This is a genomic window from Deminuibacter soli (genome assembly GCF_003412455.1).
Classification (GTDB): domain Bacteria; phylum Bacteroidota; class Bacteroidia; order Chitinophagales; family Chitinophagaceae; genus Deminuibacter; species Deminuibacter soli.
The window spans coordinates 30,380-52,346 of record NZ_QTJU01000015.1; the positions used below are offsets into that span (position 1 = coordinate 30,380).

Here is a 21,967-nt window from a genome sequence, read left to right on the forward strand (position 1 = left end):
TATGAAACGGACAAGATACACGATTACCGATAAAATCATTACCCGCATTACCGGCTGCATCGCAGGCATCACCCTGCTGGTGCTGGCCGTATGGGGCGCCAGAACCTGCTACATCCTGCACCGTTTTGAACAAACCAACGATGCTCAGGTGCAGGAATACATCAACCCCGTTATATCAAGGGCAGGTGGTTTTATTGCAGCCGTAAGATTTGAAGAGAACCAGGATGTAAAAAAAGGCGATACTTTACTGCTGATCGATAACCGCGAGTACAACATGCAGGAAGAACAAACCAAAGCTTCCATAGAAAAAGCAACCGCACAGCTGCAGGTACTCGAAAGCAATATGCATACATTACAGAAAACAGCGGAAGCCAGTGCTTCACAGGCAGAAGCCATTAAGGCCAAGGTATGGAAACAGCAGCTGGACTATGACCGGTATGAAAAACTGTACAAAGCAGAATCTGCCACAGCCCAGCAGCTGGAAGATAAAAAGGCAGCGCTGGAAGTAAACCAGTCTGATTATAAAGCTGCACAGGATAACTACGCAGCCTCCCAATCGCGCATTGAGGATGCAGCACAGGAAAAGGGGGTGATACGTGCAGAGATCACCCGCTTAAAAGCATTGCTGAGCAGGCACCGGCTTGATGTAACCTATACGGTGATCACGGCACCCTACAACGGTCGCATGGGCCGCAGAACCATTGAGCAGGGACAGATGATTAATGCAGGTGAAGTACTGGCCTATATCGTGAACAATGAAACAGACAAATGGGTGGTGGCCAATTACAAGGAAACACAGGTGGCGCACATGCGTATCGGTGATACTGTAAACATTGAAGCAGATGCCTACCCGGAAAGAACATTCAGGGGCACTATTATATCCTTATCACCCGCAACAGGCTCCAGCTTTTCACTGTTGCCACCGGATAATGCCACCGGCAATTATGTAAAAATCGTGCAACGCATACCCGTTCGCATCAAAGTTGCAGGAAACAGGCAGGAACTGGATTTGCTGAAAGCAGGCATGAATGTAAATGTAAGCGCTGTTAAAAAGAATAACCTATGACCCACGATCCGCTGCTGCCGGTTTTTAAACAATGGCTGCCCGAATGGCTGGTGAAACTGGCCATGCTGCTGGTAATACTGCCGGGGCTGGTCTTGTTCTTTCTGCCCATGTCAAACATCAATGCAGGTGCAGGTCATTATGGCGCAGAGCCTGCAGACATGCAATTTGCCACCATTTTATTCTATGCAGGCTATGCAGGTTTTTACAGTCTTGAACGCCGCTTCTTCAGCTTCCTGGCAGCAAAAGAATATTTCATCCTGTTCACTGTACTGCAGATTGTTACGGCCGGTGTTTGTTATACTACCAAACGCCTGGAAGTACTGTACCCGCTGCGTTTTATACAGGGCATGAGTTTTTGCAGCCTGGTTAACCTGTCGCTGACCATCATCTCTGTCCGCGCCAAAACAGGCCGTGGCAGGGAAATCAGCTTCTCGGTTTTTTATGGCCTGCTGCTGTGCACCATCTCGTTCAATAATTTTATCACGGCCGATATCGTTGATTCCTTTAACTACAACAAGGTATACCAGCTCGCCATTTTTGCTTACCTGCCCGGTTTGCTGTTGCTGCTCACCGGCATGAACAATGTACGTTTTAATGTAAAATTCCCCCTGTACCAGCTGGACTGGCAGGGTTTTGTATTATACGCCACCGTGCTTGTACTCACCGGCTATGTGCTGGTGTATGGCAGGGAATATTACTGGCTGGAAGACAACCGCATCCTATACAGCGTGATCGCTATTACCGTGCTGCTCACTGTATTTTTTATCCGGCAGTTATCCATGAAACGCCCGTATACCAACCCCTCCATTTTCACCTACCGCAACTTTAACATCGGCGTACTGGTGCTGTTTCTCATGTATATCTGCCGCTTCGGTTCCAATGTAACCAATACTTTTTTTGCTACCGTACTGCGGTTCGATCCTGCGCATATTTCCTATATCAACCTGCTGAACATTGCAGGCATTGTAACCGGTGTTATTTATTCCTGTTGCATGCTGATACAAAAAAAACACATCCGGCTGATGTGGGTACCCGGTTTTATTGCCCTGCTTGGCTTTCATGCACGCATGTATTTCCTGTTTGCCACGCAGGCAAATGCCGGTTCGTTTTTTATACCGCTGTTTGTACAGGGACTTGGTGTCGGCATCATTATGGTGCCTGCCATTGTATATGCCGTATCTGCCGTTCCTGTTGCATTAGGGCCTTCTGCTGCGGGCTTTTGTCTTACCGCGCGTTTTATGGGTTTTTGCACCAGCATCGGCCTTATCAACCATTTTGAGCTTACCGGTAAAAGCGCACACTTCAACACCTTCCGCGACAATATCACCAGGCTCAACCCTGTTGTTAAACAGGCACTGGCCAAACAAACCCGCCGCCTCGTGAGCGAAGGCATGCCGCCCGCACAGGCAGCCAAACTCGCCAACCGCCTGCTGGTTAACAATGTGAACGGACAAACACAATTACGCTTCGCCATGGACTATTACGAGCTGATGACCTGCTTTATCATTTGTATCCTGGTACTGCTTATGCTGTTCCCCTATTTAAACAGAACAGTAGCCCATATCAGGTCGCGCAAGCTAATAGCGGCGTGAGAGTTAGGGTTTGACGTTTAAAGTTTGACGTTTAACGTTGGCATTACTTTTTTGATCTTCATTAACAAACCATACAACATGAAACTTTAAACATGCAACGTTAAACACGAAACAGTCCACTCACCACTCACTATTGCCAGTACCTCGACGCAGCCGCTTCTGCCTTCCAATCTGAATGCGGTTCATAGTAATTCCACAGCATGGCCGAAACCTTACGCGCCAGCTGCCAGGCCTCATTGTCTTCTACCCAGCGCTGATCTTTGTTGTTCTTGGTAGCTACATAAAAAACATAATCGCCGTGCGGCGCATTCACGACTACAATTTCAGAACGCGAATCATCTACCATTCCCTGTTTGGAAGCAGCCTGTACATAAGGAGGCAGCGAGAACAAGGCATATTCATCCCAGAAACTATGCGTCATAATGCGGTACATGGTTTGACTTGCTTCGGGGCTTACTGCCTGCTCATTGCGTATCATCGCTGCGAGTTTCGCCATTTCCCTTGGAGTAGTCTGGCCCCAGCCATATTGCTGCCTCGCCGTTTCACGTCCTGGTGTGCGGGCATTAAGGCGGGTATCTTTAAATCCATGCGCATCCAGCCAGGTATTGATGGTACTGCCGCCACCGGCCATACGCTCGCACCATACTGCAGCTGCATTATCGCTGTGGGTGATCATTAACGTAATGGCTGTACGCACATCGGTTTTGGTACTGTCTTTAAAAAACTGCATCAGTCCCGATCCTTTTCTCGACATAGAATCCCGGTATACCAATGGCGTATGGTATTTATACGTGCCCTGCTGTATCTGGTCGAACATACCTACCAGTATCGGCACTTTAATAATACTGGCAGTTGGGAAAATGGTATCTGCATTAATCGCTACTTCCCTATTCGTCTTCAGGTTGTGTACATAAATACCCGCCACACCATGAAAAGAATCAGCAACAGCCTTCAGCATCCCTTCCAGCTTTTTATCTGCTTTATACTGTGCGCTGGCTGTTTGCAGCACTGGCAGCGGGAACATAAGCGCTGCAAATAAAAGTATCGGTTTATAGTTCAATTGTTGCAATAGTTTCATTGTTCAATGCTATTGTTTAAAGGTTTGATGTTTAAAGTTTAAAGTTGATGCATTGCCAAGCGCTCTCAACAGCAACCATTCTTCGCTCGGTTCACAAAACACCGAGAATCGGGAATCGACAGTCGGGATGGCCTTAGCGGGTAAATAATTCGCTTCATTCACTATTCACCAGTGATCCCTTATTCCATTGCACGTCCCCTAAACCACCTTCGCTGAGATCACTCACCACTCACCACTCACCACTGACCACTCACCTTTGTCCGTGCACTTTCATTACCCGTTCTGTCGACCGCTGTAACCAGTACCTGTGTTAGCTTAGCCGGTGTTTTATCGGCAGATGACAGTGGCAATGTTACACTCCGGTCATTGCGGTTATAGATAGTATAATTCCAGCGGCTGCCGTATTTGTAATACACTACCCAGCGAAACACAGCCGCTTCATTGGGATGTGCCCAGCCAATGGTAACCGCGCCGTCACGTTTAATCACATTGAGTATTTTAGGCGCAGCAGGTATGGCATCACTCAGCCAGGTGCTTGCAGGCACAAGTGCATTTTTTTTGTAAGGCCCGTCCAGCAAGGCTTTTGACAAGGCCGTATTGTGCACGTCAGATTGCAGGTTCCAGTGCACGGCCCCCATACTGTGCGGTAGCATGCCGCGGGTAATCATAAGCTGGCTCAGTGTTTCATTCACGGTTTTAAACGCCGTATCACGTCCCACACTCATGCCCGGCCACAAATGACGCTGCTGCGTGTTCTGTTCTTTCCACCAGCCCAGTAATACCGGGAAACTTTGGGGCATTTTGTTGATGGGCCAGTATAACTGCGGGGTAAAATAATCGAGCCAGCCTTTGTTGAGCCACAGTTTGGCATCTGCATACAACTGATCATATTGACTGAATCCCTCTATAGATGCAGGATAGCCCGGCTTCCAGATACCAAAGGGACTGATGCCGAACTTTACCGTTTTCTTTTCTGACTTCACTACTTTATACAACCGCTCAATTAAGGTGTTCACATTATCCCTGCGCCAGTCTGCCCGCGATAATTTACCGCCGCTTTTCTGGTAAGCACTCCAGCTATCATTGTCAGGAAAGTCTTCACCGTTATTGTATTCGAGGTAAGGATAAAAATAATCATCCATGTGCACGCCATCGATATCGTATCGCTTCACCAGGTCTTTCACCACAGCAGCTGTATAGTCCTGCACCTGTTTGTTGGCAGGGTCCATCCACCAGTAATCCTGTTTTAAATGCACCACCCAGTCAGGATGTTTTTTAACAACAGACTGATCGCTGATCTCTTTTCCCTCCCTGTGATGCGCACGATATGGGTTCAACCACACATGCAGTTCCAGTCCGCGGTCATGCGCTTCTTTCACCCAAAACTCGAGGGGATCATAATAAGGTGATGGCGCTTTGCCCTGTGTGCCGGTAAGCCAGTACGACCAGGGTTCCAAATCACTTTTATATAGTGCATCTGCCTGCGGACGCACCTGGAAAATAACGGCATTGAAATGATGATCCTGCAAATAATCGAGCAGTGCAATGGCTTCTGCCTGTTGCTGGGCAGTGGTAAGGCCCGGCTTACCGGGCCAGTCAATATTACCCACAGTTGCCACCCAGGCAGCACGAAACTCCCGCTCTGCCTGCGGCAGAGCCGGCAGGGCAACAGGGTTATCTGCAGACTGTACCGCCTTGTGACTGCCGCACGAATACAACAGGCACAACAGCAGGGCTGGAATAAGTGTACGAAGCATAGTTTTGGATATTTTATGGAGACAGCACTAAAAATACGGATTTACGCACAAACCCGCTTTACTTTACCCTGCAAAACCGCAAAAAGCTGCAATAACCGTTTCACGTTGGACGTTTAGCGGTTTAAAGTTGAGTTATTTTAAATTTGCGGCCTGACCATCCTTACGAACATAAAAAACAGGAAATTTATGCATCAAACACTGAGAACAGCCGCCGTGCTGATCGCATTTGCTTTTATTAGTCTGCAAACCACCGCCCAATCAATGAAATGGTACAATCAACCTTCCAGGTCATCAGGAGACGCCCATACACTCACCATGACCGTTGACCCCAAAACCGATTACTGGCGTATTACACACTACGGTTTTATACGCGACAACGGCCCCTTTTATTATATGGAACAGGAAGGCGATTTTGAGGCCAGTGTAAAAATAACCGGCGCCTACAATGAACTGTTTCACCAGGCAGGATTAATGATACGCAAAGACGAAAAGAACTGGATTAAAACCGGTATTGAATATGTTGACGGCGTGCAGAATGTAAGCGCCGTGGTAACAAGGGAAGTGTCTGACTGGTCGGTAGTACCGCGCCATGACAGTCCCAAATCCATGTGGCTGAAACTGCTGCGCAAAGGCGATTTTGTACAGATCAGCTACTCCTTCGACGGTAAGCAATTCGACATGCTGCGTCTCGCCTATTTTCCACCCAAAGAAAAAGCGATGATCGGCATGGTAGCGGCTGCACCAGGCAACAAAAGCTTTGAAGTAACCTTTGAAGATTTTACTGTAACCCCTCAGTAACGTATTCCCCCGCTCCGCGATGGAGCGGGGATGTTTATCCCATAGCTACAAGCTGCAAAACAGCTGATAGCTTTTAGCTACTAGCTGATAGCTTGTTTGCAACAAATCGCCTCCGGCGATCGTTTGAGTTATTAATAAACACCTCCGATCGGCTCACTGCGCTCACTCAACAACGGACTTGCTAAGATAGTCTCGACTGTCGATTCTCGATGCCTTTCCACTCACGGCTCACGCTTCACGATCCCAATCGCCGAAAAAGTCAACTCATTGACCCGCAATCCTGGCATTTTAATAAAACATTTGGTTTAAATACCCGAATATTGGTTAACGATGCGCCATTGTATGTAACGAAGGCATCGTATATATATTCCCCCGCTGCATCCTGCACCATTACTGCATAATTAACACACCAACCCTGCCTGGCTGATACCTATTTATTGGTCATTAAATTGATACACCTGTAATGAAAGCAGTAACGGGATTGCGCCTTTGTGCGCTCGCTTGTTTGATGAACTATCCGGCAGTCTTTTCACAAACCACCGCAGATACGGCAACCGCGCTGAATCTGGACGATTGTATTACCTATGCACTCAAACACCAGCCGTTGATTAACCAGGCACTGGTAAACGAAGCCATTACCCGCGCCACGAACGCCATTAACACCGCAGGCTGGTATCCGCAAGCCAATGTATCCGGCAACCTTACCCACTACATTACCCTGCCTACCGTATTTGTAAAAAACAGCGGTACGGGCGCCGTAACACAACAACGCAATGGTGTTATTAATACAGCCATACCGGTACTAACGGTTACACAAACCATCTTCAACCCCGCATTGCTGTACGCAGAAAAATACGCGCCGCTGTATGTAAAACAGTCAGAACAAATTACCGACAGCACGAAGATTGAAATTGTTGCCGCAGTGAGCAAAACCTTTTACAGCCTGCTGCTCACGCTGCAACAGATCAACGTACTGAAAGAAGACACGACACGGTTGAATAAAAACCTCAACGATGCCTATTACCAGTACATGGGCGGCATTGTAGATGAAACAGATTATGATGAAGCAGCCATTTCACTCAACAACTCCAGGGCGCAGTTAAGACAAGCCACGGAGAACATCAGGCCGCAATACGCCTTGCTGAAACAGGTAATGGGTTACCCGGCAGCACAACAATTCAACGTAGTATACGACACGCTGCGCATGCAGCAGGACATTGCTTTTGACACCACGCAACAACTGCAGTACGACCGGCGCATTGAATTACAATATTTACAAACCGCGCGCAAACTGCAGGGACAGGTAGTGAACTATTACCGCAAATCATGGCTGCCCACGCTGGGCGCATTCTTTGATTATGACTATGAATTTCAGAACAACACCTTTGGCAAACTCTTCTCTAACGCCTACCCCTATTCATTTGTAGGGCTCTCGCTCAGCATGCCTTTATTCACCGGCTTTGCCCGAACGCAAAACCTGAAACGCGCCAACCTGCAATACCAGTTGTACAACTGGGATGAAGCGAACCTGCGTTCGCAGATTTATGCAGAATACACCGCAGCGCTGGCCAGCTACAAAAGCAATACCTACAACCTCGGCATTACGCGCGAAAACGTAACCCTTGCCCGTAAAACCTACGACATCGTTGCACTGCAATACCAGCAGGGCATTGTTCCATACCTCAATGTGATCACTGCAGAATCGAACCTCATCACCGCTGAAATAGGCTACCAGAACGCCTTGTTCCAGCTGCTGTCGAGCAAAATTGACCTGCAGAAATCCATGGGCATTATCACGGTTAACCATTAATTCCTACAAGTATGAACAGACTGGCAATAACGTGTATTTCAGCAAGCCTTGTTACCCTGTGTGCCTGCAGGCAAAAACCACCCGCACCCACACCTCCTGTACCCGTTAACATTACCACCGTGCAAACACAGCCGGTGCTGTACTACGACAATTACCCGGCTACCACGCAGGCATTGAGCCAGGTTGACCTGCATGCACAGGTAACCGGTTATGTAACTGCGATCCTGTTTACCGAAGGCACACACGTACACAAAGGCCAGCGCCTGTACGAGATTGATGAACGCCTGTACCGCGCCGCCTACGACCAGGCCGCGGCCAATGTAAAAGTAGCAGAAGGCAACCAGGCGCAGGCACAGCAGGATGCAGACCGCTATCAATATCTGATACAACACAACGCAGTGGCCAGGCAAACACTCGATCATGCAGTAATTGCCCTGCAAAATGCGAAGAACCAGTCTGCCGCCGCACAGCAGGCATTGAAAACAGCAGGCACCAACCTCACCTACTCTACCATCACTGCACCCTTCGACGGCACCATCGGCTTCAGCCAGGTAAAGCTGGGTAACCTGGTTACTGCCAGTACAACACTGCTCAACACCATAAGCACCGATAATCCCATGGCCGCAGACTTCCTGGTAAACGAAGCACAGCTGAAGCATTATCAGCAATTGCAAAACGATAAACAACACAGGATTGATTCACTGTTTACACTACAACTGCCCGACCAGACCATTTATGACCAAACCGGCCAAATAGCCGTGATAGACCGCGCCGTAGATCCGCAGACAGGCACCATACGCGTACGCCTTGTATTCAACAATCCCAAACTCACACTGCGCGCAGGCATGAGCACGGTAGTACGTGTACACAACCTGGAATCGGCACCGCAAATCCTGATCCCCGCGAAGGCCGTGGTAGAACAGATGGGTGAATACTTTGTGTATCTCGCCAAAGACACCGTGTTACGCAACAACACAGATTCATCTGCCGGCAAACAGGCTAAAGAAGATGCAGGCAAAAACACCAGGAGCAGCAACAGCGCAGACACCGCACAGCACAAAGGCCCCAGGTTACTGGCCATACAGGTAAGAATAGAAACAGGCGCCACCATCGGCTCCAATATACTGGTTAAATCAGGTTTGAAAAACGGAGACAAGATTGTGGTAGATGGCATACAGGCATTGCATGATGGCTCGCCCATCACCACCGCTAACCGGCAGGGACCGGCAGCCGCAGGCGGGCGCGGGCGTTAGTTGAACAAACACTGTTAACGACAGATACGACATAACTATGATTGCAAATACATTCATTAAACGGCCGGTTACCGCCATCGTCATTTCCATTGTGCTGGTGCTTACGGGTGCCATTTGTATCGCGGTGCTGCCGGTTGACCAGTACCCGGATATCACCCCGCCCATTGTACAGGTAAATGCACAGTTCACCGGCGCTGATGCGCAAACCGTAGAACAAACCGTTGCCACGCCCATAGAACAGCAGGTAAACGGCACGCCAGGTATGGAATACATGCAAAGCAACAGCACCAACAACGGGCTTATGCAAATGAATGTAACCTTCAACATTGGTACCGATATTGATGTGGCAGCCCTGGATGTACAGAACCGTGTAAGCATTGCCACGCCACTATTACCTGCAGTAGCCAGTCGCCTTGGCGTTACCGTTCGCGCCGTAAACCCCAGCATGCTGATGATGGTAGCCATTTACGCGCCCAGGGGCACGCACAACATCACCTTTCTCGACAATTACGCGAATATATTTGTACAGGATGCATTGCTGCGGGTACCGGGTGTTGGCACCATTACGCGTTTCACCGATGACTTCTCCATGCGCATTTGGATGAACCCGGAAAAAATGGCCACATACAGCATTACCCCGCAGGATGTGATCAATGCCCTCAATGCACAGAATGTGCAGGTAGCAGCAGGCAGTGCAGGCGTGCCGCCGCAAAACAAATCGCAGACTTTTGAGATAGGTATACTTGTTAATGGTCGCTTAAGCAAAGTACCAGAGTTTGAAAATATCATTGTTAAAACCATTCCCGAAACCGGTGCCCTCGTTTACCTGAAAGATGTAGCCAGGGTAGAGCTTGGCAAATTCACCTTCGCCAGCAATTCCTTTGTTGACGGCGCACGGGCCTCTTACCTGCAGATATACCAGGCGCCCGGCAGCAATGCACTGCGCACTGCCGAAGGCATTTACAAAGAACTGGAACAGCTGAAACAGTTCTTTCCTACCGATGTGGCTTACAAGGTGCCGTTTGAATCGGTAACGGTGGTGAAGGTGTCTATGTCTGATGTAATCGACACCCTGCTGATGACACTGGGACTGGTCGCCATTGTGGTGTACATCTTTCTCCAGAACCTGCGCTCCACGCTGATTCCTGTGCTGGCTATTCCTGTTTCTATATTCGGCACATTCTGCTTTTTTATTCCGCTCGGTTTTACCATCAATACCCTAACCATGTTCGGTTTTGTACTGGCCATCGGTATTGTGGTAGATGATGCCATTATCGTGGTGGAAGCCGTGCAGCATTATATAGACAATGAAGGCATGTCGCCCAAGGAGGCTACCTATCATGCCATGAAAGACATATCTGCTCCTGTTGTGGCCATTGCACTGATACTTGCGGCGGTGTTTGTACCCGTAGGTTTTATACCGGGCATTGTGGGCAGATTGTATCAGCAATTCGCCATTACCATTGCCATTTCCGTGATCATCTCCGCCTTTATTGCGCTTTCGCTTACGCCTGCCCTGTGCACCCTGTTGCTGAAACCATCCAGGCCGAAGGAGCAGGCCAAAGGCATCAATAAATTGTTCGTCCGTTTCAATGACTGGTTTCAGCGGATAACGGATTCCTATTCAGCCGGCGTTAAGCAATCCATTGCAGGCGCAAAATACATACTGGTATTGCTGGTATGTGTATGTGTGGCCGCTTTCTTCCTGTTCCGCAGTAAGTCGTCGGGTTTTATCCCTTCCGAAGACGATGGCAATATTTATGTCACCTACCAGCTGCCGCCAGCCTCTTCCACCAGCGCTTCTGTGGCTTTAATGCAGCGCCTGATGAAGGTAGTGGCGGCCACACCAGGCGTGGCACACTATGCAGCCCTGTCTGGTCTCAATGTAATTACCAATGCCACCAACAGCAACTGCGGCACCATTTACTGCCAGTTAAAACCCTGGGACGAACGCAAACACAGTGATGAAAAAGTACCCAACATACTTACGGTATTGCAAAACCGCATTGCCGATGCCGGTATACGCAATGCCAATGTAGAAGTGATACAGCCCTCTCCCATACCCGGCATCGGCGCAGGCGCAGGCTTTAGTTTCCAGGTTGAACAACGCAGTACCGGCGACGACCTGCATGCATTTGAAAAAGTAGTGCAGCGTTTTGTAACAGAAGCCAATAAAAACCCGGCCATTGCCAATGCCAATAGTTTTTATGCAGCCCACACACCGGGCTACAGCTTAACGGTAGATCGCGGGAAATGCGAAAAGCTCGGCGTGAATGTATCGGATGTGTTTACTACTATACAAGCATTTATGGGCAGCTTGTACATTAACGATTTCACTACCTACAACCGCACCTTTCACGTGGTAGTGCAGGCAGATACGGCTTACCGCGCCATGATCTCCGATATGGATAAATACTATGTGCGTAACCAGAATGGCCAGATGCTGCCGCTGGGCACACTCATCAGTTACAAGCCCACCGAAACAGCACCGCTCATCTCGCATTTCAACATCTTCCGTTCTGCCGAAATCGACGGCATGCCTGCGGCAGGGCACAGCAGCGCCGAGGCATTGCAGGCGTTGAAAGAGGTGGCAGCAAAGGTGCTGCCGCAGGGATACACCTATGAGTTTTCGGGCCTCAGTTATGAAGAAATAAAAGCAGGCTCTGCCACGGTATATATTTTCCTGTTCTCTATCACGTTTGTATTCCTGTTTCTCGCTGCGCTGTACGAAAGCTGGTCTGTACCCTTTTCTGTACTGTTGGCCGTACCCATCGGTGCATTCGGCGCTATTCTAACACTGGTACTGGCGCCCGGGCTAACCAACAATGTATACGCACAGATAGGGCTGATCACACTGATTGGCCTGGCTGCAAAAAACGCCATCCTGATCGTGGAGTTTGCCAAGGTGCGCGTAGACCGCGGCGAAGACCTGGTTCAATCCACGCTGGAAGCGGTAAGCCTGCGCTTGCGGCCCATTGTAATGACTTCACTGGCCTTTATACTAGGTGTGCTGCCGCTTGTATTTGCATCCGGCGCAGGCGCAGTGGCGCGGCGTACCATCGGGCTTACCGTGCTGGGCGGCATGCTGGCCGCTTCTACCATTGCCATTTTTATTGTGCCCGTATTGTTTGTATTAATCACCCGCGCATCGTACGGTAAAAAGAAACTTGATTACCTGAAGGCGCACCATGCAGACCTGATGGAGAAAGCAAAAAAAGTAGAAGCACAGAATATTGACCCTGAGCTGGAATTTGAAATACAGAAATCACGCGACCTTCATGGCATGGATGCGAAGGGCGGCCAAAACCAACCCCTTGCAGGATGATCGCGAACACCTTCATAAAGCGCCCCGTAACAGCCATCGTTATATCGACCGTGCTCATTATTTCAGGATTGATCTGCATCTTCAATCTTGCGGTTGACCAGTACCCGAATATATCGCCTCCCTCTGTCTCTATCACCGGGCAATACACAGGCGCTGATGCACAAACCGTAGAGCAAACCGTTGCCATCCCCATTGAAGAACAAGTGAATGGTGCACCGGGCATGGAGTACATGCAAAGCACCAATACCAATTCAGGCAATATGAATGTGAGCGTCACATTCAAGGTAGGCACCAATGTGCACATCGCCACGCTTAATGTACAGAACCGTGTAGGCATTGCCACGCCATTGCTGCCTTCGGTTGTAAGTAAACTGGGGCTTACCGTTCGTGCCCGCAACCCGAGCATGCTGATGATGATTGCGATTTATGCACCCAGGGGCACACACAACATCACCTTTCTGGATAACTATACCAACATATTCGTGGAAGATGCCCTGCTGCGCGTACCGGGCGTGGGTGATATCAGCGCACGCACCGACCAGTTCAGCATGCGCGTTTGGCTGAATCCCGATAAAATGGCCGCTTATGGTTTAATGCCGAAAGACATTACTGCAGCCCTTAACGCACAAAACGTATATGTTGCAGCAGGCGCTGTTGGGGCACCGCCACAGAAAAGCGAACAGGCTTTCGAGTTAACCGTATTACCCAACGGCCAGCTGCAGAAGGCATCCGATTATGAGAACGTGATTGTTAAAACCATACCCGACAGCAGCCAGCAAGGTGCCAGACTGGTATACCTGAAAGATGTGGCCCGCGTAGAACTGGGCAAGTTTACCTTTTCCAGCAATTCCTTTGTAGACGGCAAACGCGCATCCTACCTCATGGTGTACCAGGCCCCCGGCAGCAACGCATTGGAGACAGCCAAAAACGTATACATTGAGCTCGAGAAGCTGAAAAAATTCTTCCCGCCAGATGTAGACTACAAAGTCCCCTTTGAATCTGTCACTATCATCACCGTTTCTATCCACGAAGTGCTGATGACATTGCTGCAGGCATTGGGACTGGTAGCGATCGTGGTGTTCCTGTTCCTGCAGAACCTGCGCTCCACGCTTATTCCCATACTGGCCATACCGGTGTCTATTCTCGGCACCTTCTGCTTTTTTATACCGCTGGGTTTTACCATCAATACCTTAACCATGTTCGGCTTTGTGCTGGCCATCGGCATTGTGGTAGATGACGCGATCATCGTGGTAGAAGCCGTGCAGCATTACATTGATGAACAACACATGTCACCCAAGGAGGCTACCTACCATGCCATGAAAGAAATATCTGCACCGGTAGTGGCCATTGCGCTCATACTGGCCGCCGTGTTTGTACCGGTGGGCTTTATACCCGGCATTGTGGGCCGCTTGTACCAGCAGTTTGCCATTACCATTGCCATATCGGTCATACTCTCCGCCTTTATCGCCCTATCGCTTACACCGGCACTTTGCACTTTGTTGCTGCGGCCCTCACACCTGAAAAAGAAAACCATTGTTGATCGCTTTTTCACCGCATTCAACAGCTGGTTTACGCGTTTAACAGGCAGGTATTCCAACGGTGTACAGCGCTCTATTAAAGGCGCACGTTATATTGTATTGCTGCTGGTATGTATTTGTATCGGCACATTCATCCTGTTTAAAAACAAACCCTCCGGTTTTATTCCGCCGGAGGATGATGGGCGTTTATACGTTACCTACCAGTTGCCCGAAGCATCATCTGTAGCACAGTCAGTTGAACTGATGACCAAACTGATGAACATTGTAGGTGCTACAGCTGGTGTAAACCATTATGCCGCACTATCGGGCTTTAATATTCTCAATGGCGGCTCCAACTCCAACAACGGCACCATCTTCGTAATGCTGAAACCCTGGGAGCAGCGCAAAAACCCGGGAGAAAAACTGCCTGGACTAATTGAAGTAATGCGCGAACGTATTGCCAAAGCAGGCATTAAAAATGCCAACGTGGTAGTGATACCACCGCCGCCTATACGGGGCATCGGGCAGGCAGCAGGCTTCAGCATGCAGATTCAGCAGGGCAATACCAGCGATGATATTCACCAGTTTGAGACGGTGGTTAAAAAGTTTATTGCGGCTGCACATAAAAGCCCGCCGATCTCCACCGCGTTCAGTTATTACGCAGCACATACGCCCAGTTACAACCTTACAGTAAACCGCGAAGTGTGCCAGAAAATGGGCGTGAATATCTCGGATGTGTTCAATACCATGCAGGCGTATATGGGCAGCCTGTTTGTAAACAATTTCACTTTGTACAACCGCACTTTTCATGTGGTGGTACAGGCAGATACTGCGTACCGCGCACTGATCAGCAACATGAACAAATACTATGTGCGCAACCAGGCCGGTCAAATGTTACCGCTTAGTTCCCTCATCAGTTACCAGCCCGCAGAAACAGCACCGCTGATCACGCACTTCAATATCTTCCGTTCTGCAGAAGTAGATGGCTCAACACCCGCAGGCTACAGCAGCGGACAAGGTATTGAAGCACTGAAAGAAACAGCTGCCAAAGTTTTGCCGCAGGGTTATACGTATGAGTTCTCCGGCCTCAGCTACGAGGAAATACGCGCAGGCACTACCACGGTATACATTTTCCTGTTCTCTATTGTATTTGTATTCCTGTTTCTTGCTGCTTTATATGAAAGCTGGTCTGTGCCGTTCTCGGTTATGCTGGCTGTACCTATCAGCGCGTTCGGCGCTATCCTTGCACTTACGCTGGTGCCCAGGCTCACGAACAATGTGTACGCGCAAATAGGACTGATTACACTAATCGGTCTCTCCGCCAAGAATGCCATCCTGATTGTGGAATTTGCAAAGTTGCGTGTTGACCGCGGTGAAGAACTGGTGCAAAGCACACTGGAAGCCGTACGCCTGCGTTTACGCCCCATCATTATGACCTCGCTTGCGTTTATACTGGGTGTAATGCCGCTGGTGCTGGCCACCGGTGCAGGCGCCGTAGCGCGCAATACCATCGGGCTGGCCGTGCTGGGCGGCATGATTGCTTCTTCCTCGCTTTCTATTTTTATTGTGCCGGTGTTGTATGTATTGTTTACGCGCCTGTCGTACGGCAAAAAGCAATTGCAGTGGCTGCAGGATCATCATGAAGAACTGATGGAGAAAGCCAAACGAGTGGAAGAACAAAACATTGATCCAGAGCTGGAATATGATATTGAACAGGCGCATCATGAAAACAAACAAAGCCGTGAGGCAGCCAATGGCAACGGCAATGCTTCACCTGCTGCGGAATAAAAAAGGCGGTCAAATTGCTTTGACCGCCTTCTATCCAAACACATTGATTCATGTTGTTATTTGCCCGCCACCTGCTCTTTGGGAAAATCAGTGCTGGCATTTTTACCATCTTTTAATGTAACCAGGGGCCCTTTTGCATGCGCAGGCGAAGCAGTTGCTTTCACCCTGCGAATGTCTACCCCATCGTAATGCGCTACTTCTATGGCATTGGTAAAATAAGGCTGCGTCATATCTGCCGCCCAGCTAAAGGAACAATCGGCTACGCTAAGTCCTTTGATATAGTTTGCTTTCAGCGCAGGTATATCTGCTGCAAACAGCTGTTCTTTCTCGCGCAGGCAACCACGCAGATCGATGTTACCGCCTGCCAGATCGTTCAGCGGGGAGTTCACAAGTTGTAAGGTTACATGATCCAGTTTAATATCCTGCAAAATGCTTTCGTCAGATCCCCACAGCAGCAAACCATTTTCACCCTTGCAGGTAATATTGCTGAAAGTTACATCACGCACGATGCCCAGTTGCCGTATATCGGGATTGCCGCGTACTGCAGAAATATGGATGGGTTCGCCATTGCCCCACCAGTCGCCCGTACGCAATTTTGTTTCAATGTACATGTTCGAGAAATGAATGTTCTCCAGCGAACCCTGGTCGCGCACAAAAATGCCGATGCCGCGTGTTGAATTGGTAATGTTTACATTGCTGATCTGGATATTGCGCACACTGTTCTGGTCAAGAAATCCAATGCGTATACCGCTTGAGGCAGACTGCAGGTTGCAGTTGGTGACCACGATATTCTGTGATACGTGACGCATGCCGCTAAAACCGGGTATTTCAAAATGATGATCATAACCGGCGATCACCAGCGCATCATCACCTGCGCGCACATCACAATTTGCCACTACTACATTGCTGCTGCTGGTAATATCGATACCGTCTGCATTGGGCACCAGTATACCGCTCCACACGTGTATACCATCTACCGTCACCGCATCGCAATCTGCAAAATGCAGTGTCCAGAACGGTGAATTCAACAGGGTTACAGCCTGCATGCGCACATTTTTGCAATTGGAGAAAATCACCATCTGGTGCGGGCGCAATTTATCAGGCACCACCGGGCCATCACCAATACCACTGCTTACATGGCGGTAGTTGTTGCCCTGTCGGGTAAACCGGGTGCCCGCTGAATCTATCTTTTTCGCATGCTGAAAGTCATGAAACGCCGGGTTATTGCCATCAATGGTGCCCTGACCGGTGATTGATACGTTCTCTGCATTCACCGTATACAGCATGCCATAGTAGTTAAGGCCATACCCTTCCCTGGTATAGGAATCATAATCAGGCAGCTTGCTGCTGCCCTTTAACACAGCGCCGTTTTCGAGGTACAACTGTACATTGCTTTTTAAATGAAACGTGCCGGTAACAAAGGTTCCGGCAGGCACATACACCATGCCGCCGCCGTTTTTATTACATGCATCCACTGCTTTTTGTATGGCAGCCGCATTGTTGGTGCTGCCATCACTTACTGCGCCATAACTGGTGATGTTGAATGTTTGCGCACGCAACGCAAACCAGCTGAAACAAACCAATGCCAGGCTGAAACATTTCTTATACATACGACAATTTGAGGCCGTAAAAATAAAGTCAACCGGACAGCACGACTATTACATATCGTGCGAATCATGATACTTATTTGCGCCTGGGGTGCAAATAAGTATCGATGGTTGGATGGGATGATGGTTTTATGGTTTGCCGGCTTTATGTTTTGATGGACTAATGATTGAACAGTAGAAATGCAATGCCCAATGTAATAAAGATGTTAAAGGTTTGGGCCAGCAGGAAGGCGTATAATGGCTTTTTGTTGCTGGCGGTAAAGAGGTCAGCGAAGCGGGTTTCGAGGCCAATGCTGGTAAACGCCAGTGCAAACCACAAGCCCTGCAGGTTTTTCAGGCTGTCTTTCACCTGTAAGGCAGTAGCAGGTGAAACCACGAACGAAAACAACAACGAGGCGCCGATAAAACCCAGTACAAATTTTGGGAAACGCTCCCAGATAACTTTCAGCGTGGGTTTGTTTGCTGCATCTGCTGCAGCGGGATTTTTGGTATATGTCCAGTAAAGGGAAATGGCAAATGCAGCCACACCCAGCAATACGTTTTGAGAGAATTTCACAATGGTGCTGAACTTTAATGCGGTTTCACCCACCAGTGTGCCGGATGCCACTACAGCGCCTGTTGTGTCAATACTGCCGCCCAGCCAGGCACCTGTTACTTCTTCCGGGAAATGAAAATAATGCGCAATCACCGGCATAAAAATCATCATCGGTATCGCCGTGATCAATACCATCGAAATAACGTACGACAGCTTTTTGCCATCGCCCTTAATAGCCCCGGATGTAGCAATAGCAGCCGATACGCCGCAGATAGATACGGCACTTGATATCATCATCGTCAGCTCATCATCTACCTTTAGTTTTTTGCACAGCCAGAACGCAAAATACCATACGGATAACACCACTACCAATGCCTGTACCAGTCCCAGTGAACCGGCTTTCAGGATATCGGTGAAGATTACCGAAGTGCCCAGCAATACCAGGCCGATTTTTACAAACAGTTCGGTAGACAAAGCTGTTGTAAACCATTCGGGCAAGGTAAAAAAGTTGCCGATCACCAAACCAATTACCAGGCTGAAGATTACGGCTTCCAGTCCCAGGTTTTTTAACTGGCTGTTACCGGCAATGATCAATGCAATAATGGTAAGCACATACACAATGATAAAAGCAGGAATATAAGTGCGCAATGCCTTACCCGTTAACCAGGCGCCGGTAGCAGCTATCACGGTTACGAATAACAGCTGCCATGCAATAGCAGCGAAATTGGCAGCAGTAAATACACGGGAAGCAAGATCAGCAGTGTTATGCCAGCCAAACACCGGTACCGGCAATACCAATCCTGAAACGGCCAGTGCAATAATCAGTGCGCCGAGCACTACAACCACCCAGTCTTCGGGCAATACAAATTTCCTGGTAGCAATCGTCATATGTCAGAGGGATTTTTTAGACAGGTGAAATACATCTTTTAATACAGCCTGTGCGGCATGATACCCGCACATGCCATGCACGCCCCCACCCGGCGGTGTGGAAGAGGAACAGATAAAAATACCTTTTGCCGGGGTGGCATAAGGCGTTAAACGCAGTGCGGGCCGCGTGTACAGCTGGCGTATATCCAGGATGCCGCCATTGATGTCGCCGCCAATATAATTGGGGTTATACGCCTCGAGCTGTGTGGTGTGCATTACATGCCGTTCCAGGATAATATCTTTAAAACCGGGCGCAAACCGCTCTACCTGGTTTTCAATTGCCGTAGTCATATCTTTTTGCGAACCATGCGGCACATGACAATAAGCCCAGGCAGCCTGCCTGCCCTGTGGCACACGCGATGCATCAAACAGGCTTTGCTGTGCCAGTAATACAAACGGTTTATCCGGGTGCCGCCCTTCCCAAACCTGCTGCTCCCCGGCGGTAATTTCTTCCAGTGTATTGCCCAGGTGTACGGTACCGGCTGCACGGCAATGCGCTGCGGTAAAAGGTATGGGTTCACGCAAAGCCCAGTCAATTTTAAACACCCCGGGCCCATAACGGAAATGTTGCAGCTGCCGTTTGTAGAAGCCGCTGAAACGATCGCCGGTAATGGCCAGCAGCTGCCTGGGCGTAACATCAAATACAACTGCGTGTGAAGAAGGCAACTGGTTAAGCGAGTGTACCGGGAAGTCTGTTTCTACCTTTCCACCCAGTGCAATAAAATACTGCACCAATGCCTGCGCAATAGCCTGTGAGCCGCCTTTTGGCAAAGGCCATCCGCCGGTATGCCCTGCAGCCAGCAATACCAGGCCTACAGCAGAAGTGGTTAAATGGGTTAAAGGCTGAATACTGTGCGCTGCCATGCCTGCCCACAGTCCCCTTGCCTTATTTTCTTTAAAACGTTTGGCAATTGTAGTAGCAGCCCTGAGCGCAGGCCAGCCGAAACGCGCCATGGCAAGCGGATGTTTTGGCATATGTAAAGGCCCCAGTAATTCGGGCAATAGCATATCCCAGTCTTTTATCACAGGTTCCAGCAAACGGCGGTAAGCACCCGCATCTGCTGCATCCAAAGTATCAATGGTATTTTTTAACGAAGGAAACAAAGCTGCTGCGCTACCGTCATCAAACGGATGCGCTGCTGCAACAGGCGGTTGCAGGTATTGCAATCCATAGTCTGCCAGCGGCAATGTTTTAAAAAAAGGGGAAGCCATGGCCAGGGGGTGAATGGCAGAACACACATCATGCACAAAACCAGGCAAGGTTAACGCGGCAGAGCGTAAACCGCCGCCGATAGTGCTTTTGGCTTCAACAAGCAGCACGTTTAAACCGGCCTGCTGTAATGCAATGGCGGCTGACAAGCCATTAGGGCCTGCACCAACAATTACTGCATCAAACGCCTTGTTTTTCATATAGCCGTGCTGCTTTGGCCTAAAGATATCCAAAGCAACTTAATAGTAACCAAAGAAGGCTATCTTTCTTCTGCAATACCATGCAACAGGTAAACCAGCAGCAGTATCGCCACTACCATAATACAAACGGTAACTAATGCGGGTAACCACCGGGAACTGGTATATTCACCGGATTTGAGTTGTTTTTCGGTGTGTACATAACGTACATATGCCAGTATAGATACAACGGCACCAATGGCAATCATTGCAATACCCACGGCACCTGAATGCGTTTTAACACCTGGCATTACCTTTACGGGCGCATTGGTAAGCGCCAGTGTTACCTGCAGCACAAACAGGGCAAACTTTACAATTACAAAACCAAAGCCCATTAATGCTATGCCGGTTCGTATCCAGGCAAGAAAAGTACGTTCATTGGCCAGGTAATCTGTTGGCCCGGCCACCTTCTTTTCCCTGTGTGTTTCCTCTGTTTGCATGCGCGCTTTTTTTGCTGAAAAATGGCGGGGCTGTTACAGCATGGCCTTCTCCCGTTGCGGTTGCGCCGGCTCGCCCTGTTGTGCAACACCATTCAGGGGGCTAAGGTTGTGTTGACCGGCACCGAGATTGCGGAAATCTCTTGGCGACAGTCCTGCATATTTTTTAAAGAATCGTGCAAAGTGCGACATCTCTTCAAACCCCAGCGAGCGGCCGATATCAGATACACTCCATTGCGTGTGCGCCAGTAATATTTTGGCTTCCTGCACAAAACGGCCGGCAATTAATTGTGAAGTGGTATTGCCCGTAATTTGTTTGGCCAGGAAGTTTAGGTGATTCACCGAAACACCCAGCGCATTGGCCACATCCAGCGGGTACCGGTATTTGATGGGGTGTGTTACCGACCGCACAGGGAACTGCCCTTCAAGCAACTCGTTGAAAGACACCATGAGCCGCGCACCGGCACTGGCTTCATTATTATTATCCCGTGACGCAGCAAAACACAACTTCAGCGCAAACAGCATCAGTTGTTGCGCCATGTTACGCAACGCATCATATTTGTAGGTAAAGGTAGAACCAACTTCTGTTAACATGCGTTCGAATATTGCGCTTGCTTCTGCAGCCTGTTCGTTGGTTAGGGAGAATACGGGATATTCACCGGGCTTGAACAAAGGATATGTTCTCAGGTGGCAGGAGCCACTGATAAATACATCGGAGAAAACACAAAAATATCCGCCCTGTTCGTCATCCAGCACTTCAAGACCGTAAGGCACCAATGGATTTACAAAAAACAAGGTGTTACCCTCCACATCATACACCTGGTCGGCATAACGTATCCGGCACTTGCCTTTCAGTAAGCAGATTTTATAAAATCCTTTCCTGCTGTAATCCACATCTATGGCAACAGGACCACCTTCTGCATTGCGTTTAAATACACTGAAATGTTCTACTTCTGCAGCCGGGGCAGCAATGCCGTTGAAATGCTCATAATAAAAATCCTGCAGCGTTTGTACTCTTATCATATTACCCA

The 21,967-nt window shown here is 49.1% G+C and carries 14 protein-coding genes; 7 read left to right on the forward strand and 7 right to left on the reverse strand.

Annotated elements, in window-relative coordinates:
- The first annotated feature begins 1 nt into the window (after position 1).
- Both DXN05_RS23305 and DXN05_RS23310 read left to right on the forward strand, forming a co-directional pair.
- Complete coding sequence (locus DXN05_RS23305) at positions 2–1,066, forward strand: HlyD family secretion protein (protein ID WP_116849723.1); 1,065 nt, start codon at positions 2–4, stop codon at positions 1,064–1,066.
- Complete coding sequence (locus DXN05_RS23310) at positions 1,063–2,658, forward strand: MFS transporter (RefSeq protein ID WP_116849724.1); 1,596 nt, start codon at positions 1,063–1,065, stop codon at positions 2,656–2,658. The genes DXN05_RS23305 and DXN05_RS23310 overlap by 4 nt, the downstream gene beginning before the upstream one ends.
- A gap of 130 nt (positions 2,659–2,788) precedes the next feature.
- Here DXN05_RS23310 and DXN05_RS23315 read toward each other — a convergent pair whose 3' ends face one another.
- Complete coding sequence (locus tag DXN05_RS23315) at positions 2,789–3,736, reverse strand: serine hydrolase (RefSeq protein WP_245975287.1); 948 nt, start codon at positions 3,734–3,736, stop codon at positions 2,789–2,791.
- Positions 3,737–3,972: 236 nt separating this feature from the next.
- Positions 3,973–5,493 carry a glycoside hydrolase family 10 protein gene (locus tag DXN05_RS23320; RefSeq protein ID WP_116849725.1) on the reverse strand — a complete coding sequence of 507 codons (1,521 nt, stop codon included), beginning with the start codon at positions 5,491–5,493 and terminating at the stop codon, positions 3,973–3,975.
- Positions 5,494–5,679: 186 nt separating this feature from the next.
- Between DXN05_RS23320 and DXN05_RS23325 the strand changes: the two genes are divergently transcribed.
- From DXN05_RS23325 to DXN05_RS23345, 5 genes are all read left to right on the forward strand, one after another.
- Positions 5,680–6,291 carry a DUF1349 domain-containing protein gene (locus tag DXN05_RS23325; RefSeq protein WP_245975288.1) on the forward strand — a complete coding sequence of 204 codons (612 nt, stop codon included), beginning with the start codon at positions 5,680–5,682 and terminating at the stop codon, positions 6,289–6,291.
- A gap of 463 nt (positions 6,292–6,754) precedes the next feature.
- Positions 6,755–8,101, forward strand: a complete 1,347-nt coding sequence (locus tag DXN05_RS23330; protein ID WP_116849726.1) for a TolC family protein — start codon at positions 6,755–6,757, stop codon at positions 8,099–8,101.
- Positions 8,102–8,112: 11 nt separating this feature from the next.
- Positions 8,113–9,354: an efflux RND transporter periplasmic adaptor subunit gene (locus DXN05_RS23335; protein WP_116849727.1), complete on the forward strand. Its 1,242-nt coding sequence runs from the start codon at positions 8,113–8,115 to the stop codon at positions 9,352–9,354.
- Between the two features lie 37 nt (positions 9,355–9,391).
- The gene (locus DXN05_RS23340) at positions 9,392–12,679 is read left to right on the forward strand and encodes an efflux RND transporter permease subunit (RefSeq protein ID WP_116849728.1); all 3,288 of its coding nucleotides are present in this window, start codon (positions 9,392–9,394) and stop codon (positions 12,677–12,679) included.
- A complete protein-coding gene (locus DXN05_RS23345) occupies positions 12,676–15,984 on the forward strand; it encodes an efflux RND transporter permease subunit (RefSeq protein ID WP_116849729.1) in 3,309 nt (1,102 codons plus the stop codon). The genes DXN05_RS23340 and DXN05_RS23345 overlap by 4 nt, the downstream gene beginning before the upstream one ends.
- 56 nt (positions 15,985–16,040) lie before the next feature.
- On the opposite strand, the gene DXN05_RS23350 is transcribed toward DXN05_RS23345, so the two are convergent.
- The 5 genes from DXN05_RS23350 to DXN05_RS23370 form a co-directional block, all read right to left on the reverse strand.
- Positions 16,041–17,594 (reverse strand): glycoside hydrolase family 28 protein, encoded by a 1,554-nt coding sequence (locus DXN05_RS23350; protein WP_116849730.1) that lies wholly within the window; start codon positions 17,592–17,594, stop codon positions 16,041–16,043.
- Between the two features lie 157 nt (positions 17,595–17,751).
- Positions 17,752–19,014 (reverse strand): YeiH family protein, encoded by a 1,263-nt coding sequence (locus tag DXN05_RS23355; protein ID WP_116849731.1) that lies wholly within the window; start codon positions 19,012–19,014, stop codon positions 17,752–17,754.
- A 3-nt stretch (positions 19,015–19,017) separates the two neighbouring features.
- A complete protein-coding gene (locus DXN05_RS23360) occupies positions 19,018–20,463 on the reverse strand; it encodes a phytoene desaturase family protein (RefSeq protein ID WP_116849732.1) in 1,446 nt (481 codons plus the stop codon).
- A gap of 59 nt (positions 20,464–20,522) precedes the next feature.
- Positions 20,523–20,939, reverse strand: coding sequence for a YidH family protein (locus tag DXN05_RS23365; protein ID WP_116849733.1), 417 nt, complete (start codon positions 20,937–20,939; stop codon positions 20,523–20,525).
- Between the two features lie 33 nt (positions 20,940–20,972).
- Positions 20,973–21,959 (reverse strand): helix-turn-helix transcriptional regulator, encoded by a 987-nt coding sequence (locus DXN05_RS23370; protein ID WP_158559421.1) that lies wholly within the window; start codon positions 21,957–21,959, stop codon positions 20,973–20,975.
- Positions 21,960–21,967 lie beyond the last annotated feature (8 nt).